Raw genomic sequence first — 5,170 nt, 5'->3', positions numbered from 1 at the left:
ACGGTGCATAAGGTCGCCCCGAAACACTGAAACCGGGGTCCGCCATGGCGGACCCGACGCAGGAGATGCCGCCCATGGCCGCCGAAGCCCTTTTCCAGCCCTGGTCCTTCAAGGGCCTGAACCTGAAGAACCGCCTGGTCATGGCACCCATGACCCGGTCCTTCTCGCCCGGCGGCGTGGCGACCGAGGATGTGGCGCAGTACTACCGCCGGCGGGCCGCCGCCGAGGTCGGGCTGATCCTCACCGAGGGCACGGGGGTGGACCGCGCCGCCTCGCTGAACGACCGCAACATCCCGCGCTTCCACGGCGAGAAGGAACTGGCCGCCTGGAAGCGGGTGGCTGATGAGGTCCATGCCGCGGGCGGCGCCATCGGCCCCCAGCTCTGGCACGTGGGCGCTGTGCGTTCGCGCGACCCGGAATGGAACCCGACCGGCGGCTATGACAGCCCCTCTGGCCTGTCGAGCCCGGGCAAGAAGTTCGGCGAGGGCATGAGCGAGGAGGCCGTGGCCGACGCCATTGACGCCTTCGCCCGGGCGGCGGCGGACGCCAAGCGGCTGGGCTTCGAGACTGTGGAACTGCACGGCGCCCACGGCTATCTCATCGACCAGTTCTTCTGGGACGGCACCAATGAACGCGAAGATGCCTATGGCTCGAAGGACCTGCCGGGCCGGGCGCGCTTCGCCGGCGACATCCTGCGGGCCGTGCGCCAGGCGGTGGGCCCGGACTATCCGGTGATCATCCGAATTAGCCAGTGGAAGCAGCAGGACTTCACGGCGAAGATGGCGCCGACGCCCAAGGCCCTGGAGGCCTGGCTGACCGCCCTGACCGACGCCGGCGCCGACATCCTGCACTGCTCGCAGCGCCGCTTCTGGGAGCCGGAGTTCGAGGGCTCGGACCTGAACTTCGCCGGCTGGGCCAAGAAGTTGACCGGCGTTCCAACCATCACGGTGGGCTCGGTGGGCCTGTCCGGAGAGTTCGTGGCCTCCTATGCCGGCGAGGCCTCGCAGCCCGCCTCCATCGACGACCTGCTGCGGCGGCTGGAGGCCGAAGAGTTCGACCTGGTGGCTGTGGGCCGGGCCCTGCTTCAGGACCCGAACTGGGCGGTGAAGATCCACCAGGGCCGCAATGACGAGCTGATGAACTTCGAGCGCACCGCCATGGCCAGCCTGTCCTGAGGCCCCTCCGCCCTCTCGATCAGGCCAGGGCTGCGGTCGTGGCCTGGTCGGGGTGGGTGACGTAATAGTCGAGGTCGGCCAGGAGGCTCTCCCAGGCCGCGCCCCATTCGCCCGTCCAGTCCGGGCCGCAGACTTCGCAGACCGAGTCGCGGACCGTGCGGAAGAAGATGCGGAAGACCTCCGGCGGTACGTCATAGCCCTCGTGGACCACCACCTCGCTCTGGATGAGGGTGGAGGCATAGAGGCGCTCGCCCACGAAATCGAGGATGGCCTGGATCACCCGGGCCAGCATCTCGCCGCGGATCTGGTGGTTCTGGTCCCGCCAGAAGAGGAATTCCATCTCGGGCTGCTCGCCGAAGAGGCGCCCATAGACGAGGGGCGTCAGGTCCTCGCACCGCTCCGCCGCCAGTTCGAAGCTGGCGACAATGAGGGGCTCGCGGGCGTCCGGCGCGCGGGGCATCCGGGTCTCAGGCGTTGAAGTTGAGCTTCAGGCCCGGCCGGGGCCAGGTGGCGCGGTAGAGCTTGCCCGTGGCCGAGGCCGTGATCCAGGCCGTGCGCATGTCCGCCCCGCCGAAGCAGATGTTGGTGGTGACCAGGTCCGGCACCGGGAAGTGCTCCACCGAGCCGTCCGGATCGAAGGCGGTGATCCCGCCGTTGATGATGGTCGCCACGCAGACCTTGCCACCGGCCTCTACTGCCAGGCTGTCGAGCAACTGGTAGCCGGGCAGGTTGCAGATGACGCGCCCCGGGGCGAAGCCGTCCGGCGGCCCCAGCACGCCGGGCTCGGCGACGTCAAAGGCCCAGAGCCTGCCGAGGTTGGTGTCGGCCAGGTAGACGACCTTTTCGTCGGGGGACAGGCCAATGCCGTTGGGCGAGATCAAGTGGTCGCGCTGGCGGCTGATGTGGCTGCCGTCGGTCTTGGCATAGTAGATCCCGCCAAACTTGCGGCCCTCGGGGGTTGAGCAGCCGTGGTCAGAGAACCAGAAGCCGCCCTGCCGGTCGAAGACCAGGTCGTTGGGGCCCACCAGCTTCTGGCCGTCGCACTCGGTGTAGAGGGTGGCCAGGGCCCCGGTCTTCAGGTCGAAGCGCTGGATGTAACCGCCGGTGTGCGAGGCCGGGGTCGGGCCGGGGATGGTCATGCCCTGGTTGTCCAGCCACTCGAAGGCGCCGCCGTTGTTGGTAATATAGATGGCGCCGTCCGGGCCGATGGCCGCCCCATTGGGCCCGCCGCCGGTATTGACCAGGATCTCCTTCGATCCGTCGGGCTTCACCCGCGTCAGGGTCTGGCGCTTGATCTCGGTGAGGATCACCGAGCCGTCATTCATGGCGATTGGGCCTTCCGGAAACTGGAAGTCCTCGGCGATCAACTGCAGGTCCATGGCCTGTCTCCTCCCGGCTTGGCTTTGTGGCGACTATGGGCGAGGGGGGCGGCGAGGGGAAGGGGTTCAGCCTCGCTCCAGCACCCGGAAGGTCACAGCGAACTCGTCGTCCTCGCCGGCGGGGAGATCCTCCCGGCGGACCTCGCGCCAGCGGCTCTCGTCGAAGGGGGGCAGGAAGACATCGCCCTCCACGTCGGCGTGGACCTCGGTGAGGTAGATACGCCGGGCGCGCTGCAGGGCCAGGGCGAAGAGGGAGGCACCGCCGATGACGCAGGCCTCGGAGGCGCCGTCCTCCTCGGCCTGCTCGCGACCGATGGAAGCGGCCTCGGAGAAGTCCTCGCAGACCACGCAGCCGTCGGGGGCGTAGGAGGCGTCCCGGGACAGGACGATGTTGGTGCGGCCCGGCAGGGGCTTGCGGGGCAGGCTCTCCCAGGTCAGGCGGCCCATGATGACCGGCTTGCCCATGGTCAGGGCGCGGAAGCGGGCGAGGTCGGACTTCAGCCGCCAGGGCAGGGTGCCGGCCCGGCCGATGACGCCATTGCGGGCCCGGGCGATGGGACCCGCGGTGAGGATGGGCGTGGCCATGCCCCTCAGACCGCGATGGGGGCTGAGATGGCCGGATGGGCCTTGTAGCCCCGGAACTTCATGTCGCCGGGCTCGAAGGCGAAGAGGTCGTCCCGGGGCGCCAGCTCCAGCCGGGGCGGCGGCAGGGGGGCGCGCGTCAGCTGCTCCCGGGCCTGGTCCAAGTGGTTCAGGTAGAGGTGGGCATCGCCCAGGGTGTGGACGAAGTCACCGGCCTTCAGCCCCGTCACCGCCGCCACCATGTGGGTCAGGAGGGCGTAGGAGGCGATGTTGAAGGGCACCCCCAGGAAGACGTCTGCCGAGCGCTGGTAGAGCTGGCAGGACAGGCGCCCATTCGCCACGTGGAACTGGAAGAGGCAGTGGCAGGGGGGCAGGGCCATGTCGTCCACGTCCGCCGGGTTCCAGGCGGTGACGATGTGGCGGCGGCTCTCGGGGCTGCGCTTCAAGCCCTCGACCAGGGCGGCCATCTGGTCGATGACCCGGCCGTCCGGCGCGGCCCAGGATCGCCACTGGCGGCCATAGACGGGCCCCAGCTCTCCCTCGGCGTCGGCCCATTCGTCCCAGATGCTGACCCCGTGCTCCTGGAGCCAGCGGACATTGGTCTGGCCGCGCAGGAACCAGACCAGCTCGACGACGATAGAGCGGCGGTGGACAGTCTTGGTGGTCAGGAGGGGAAAGCCTCGCGAGAGGTCAAAGCGCATCTGCCGGCCGAAGACGCCCCGCGTGCCCACCCCCGTGCGGTCCGGGCGGTCGACGCCATTGGCCAGTATGTCCGCCAGGAGGTCGAGATAGGGCTGCTCCAGCGCCGGGGCAGCCTCCCGGGCGGTGTTGTCGTCGGCAATGTGGGCGGGGGCGTTCATGGGTGAGTCTCTCCACGCCGACCCTAGACGGCTTGCAAGGCCCTCGTCATCCCGCGAATCCGCCCTCGTTGAGGAAGGCCATCTCGGCCGGGGTGCTCTCGCGGCCCAGGGCGGCATTGCGGTGGGGGAAGCGGCCGAATTTCTGGATGATGTCGCGGTGCATCTCGGCAAAGCGCAGGAGCTCGCCATCGCCGGTCTCGGTGCAGAGGGCCTGGATGAAGCGCACGCAGTCGACCTGGTCCTCCAGCTCCTCGGAATGCTCCAGGGGCATGTAGACGAAGTGGCGCAGCTCGGGCTCGATCTGCAGGTCGAAGCCCCGGCGCAGGGCCAGGCGCACGATCCGCCGGGCCTTGCCGTCGGTGGCGAAGGCGTGGGCGCTGTCCCGGAACAGGTTGCGAGGGAACTGGTCGAGCAGGAGGATCAGCGCCAGGGCCGGCTCGGCCTCCAGCGCCCAGTCGTCGTACTGCCCCCGGGCGGCGGCGAAGTGGACGGGCTCGAAGCGCAGGCGGATGGCTTCGTCGAACCGTGCGTCCTTGTGGAACCAGCGGCGCGGGCCAGCGTTGCGCCAATAGTTGACGACGTCCTGGGGCAGGGCTGGCATGGACGAATTCCCTCCTGGGTTGGCGGGCGTTCAAGCCCGGTTCAGCTTGACCTTCCTAATCCTATGCACACGGGGGCGACAACCGTCGGAGCGAAGATCTGCTCTGCAGGACCAGAGGTAAGGACCATGTTCAGGCATATCGACCGCGCAACTTCCCGGGCGCCCGGCCTTGGGCTCGCCCTGACGCTCGCCCTGGCGGCGGGAATGGCGCTCGCCCCGCCCGCCACAGGGCAGGAGGTCGACGGTGATTCCGGGCGGCCGGACCCGCGCGACGACTTCCAGCGCCCCCGGGAGGACGGACCGCGCGCCCAAGAGCGCGCCCAAGAGCGCGCCCGGGAGGACGTCCAACGCCCCCGCGAAGACGGACCCCGCAATGAGGCCCGGGCCGGGCGGCCCCCGCCGCCTCCCGAGGTCTTCGCTGCGCCGGCGCCGCCCGCCCCGCCATCACCGCCCATGGCCGGCCCGGACCCCCGGGGCACGGCCCGGCCCGAGGCCTGGGGTCGCTATGGCCAGGCCCGGGACGTGCAGCCCGACGGCTGGAATGACCCCCGTCCCGACCCCCGCCCTGAATCC

6 protein-coding genes and 1 pseudogene are annotated in these 5,170 nt (G+C 69.8%); 2 read left to right on the top strand and 5 right to left on the bottom strand.

The genetic code is table 11. From position 1 onward, the window contains the following. The first annotated feature begins 74 nt into the window (after positions 1-74). Positions 75-1,175 carry an NADH:flavin oxidoreductase gene (locus WCJ52_RS11415; RefSeq protein WP_336903432.1) on the top strand — a complete coding sequence of 367 codons (1,101 nt, stop codon included), beginning with the start codon at positions 75-77 and terminating at the stop codon, positions 1,173-1,175. A 19-nt stretch (positions 1,176-1,194) separates the two neighbouring features. Here the strand turns inward: WCJ52_RS11415 and WCJ52_RS11410 are convergent, their stop codons facing one another. The 5 genes from WCJ52_RS11410 to WCJ52_RS11390 all read right to left on the bottom strand — a co-directional run bounded on the left by WCJ52_RS11410 (position 1,195) and on the right by WCJ52_RS11390 (position 4,597). Further along, complete coding sequence (locus tag WCJ52_RS11410) at positions 1,195-1,635, bottom strand: globin (protein ID WP_336903431.1); 441 nt, start codon at positions 1,633-1,635, stop codon at positions 1,195-1,197. Between the two features lie 7 nt (positions 1,636-1,642). Continuing rightward, positions 1,643-2,554 carry an SMP-30/gluconolactonase/LRE family protein gene (locus tag WCJ52_RS11405; protein ID WP_336903430.1) on the bottom strand — a complete coding sequence of 304 codons (912 nt, stop codon included), beginning with the start codon at positions 2,552-2,554 and terminating at the stop codon, positions 1,643-1,645. 66 nt (positions 2,555-2,620) lie between these two features. After that, positions 2,621-3,139, bottom strand: a complete 519-nt coding sequence (locus WCJ52_RS11400; protein WP_336903429.1) for a dihydrofolate reductase — start codon at positions 3,137-3,139, stop codon at positions 2,621-2,623. Positions 3,140-3,144: 5 nt separating this feature from the next. Then, the gene (locus WCJ52_RS11395) at positions 3,145-3,996 is read right to left on the bottom strand and encodes a thymidylate synthase (RefSeq protein ID WP_336903428.1); all 852 of its coding nucleotides are present in this window, start codon (positions 3,994-3,996) and stop codon (positions 3,145-3,147) included. Between the two features lie 46 nt (positions 3,997-4,042). Beyond that, positions 4,043-4,597: a DUF924 family protein gene (locus WCJ52_RS11390; RefSeq protein ID WP_336903427.1), complete on the bottom strand. Its 555-nt coding sequence runs from the start codon at positions 4,595-4,597 to the stop codon at positions 4,043-4,045. A 126-nt stretch (positions 4,598-4,723) separates the two neighbouring features. On the opposite strand from WCJ52_RS11390, the pseudogene WCJ52_RS11385 reads away from it, so the two are divergent. Next, positions 4,724-5,170: pseudogene (locus WCJ52_RS11385) on the top strand (hypothetical protein); the annotation flags it as partial.

The organism is Phenylobacterium sp. (assembly GCF_037138395.1).
Classification (GTDB): domain Bacteria; phylum Pseudomonadota; class Alphaproteobacteria; order Caulobacterales; family Caulobacteraceae; genus Phenylobacterium.
This window is presented reverse-complemented; position numbering and strand designations above follow the sequence as displayed.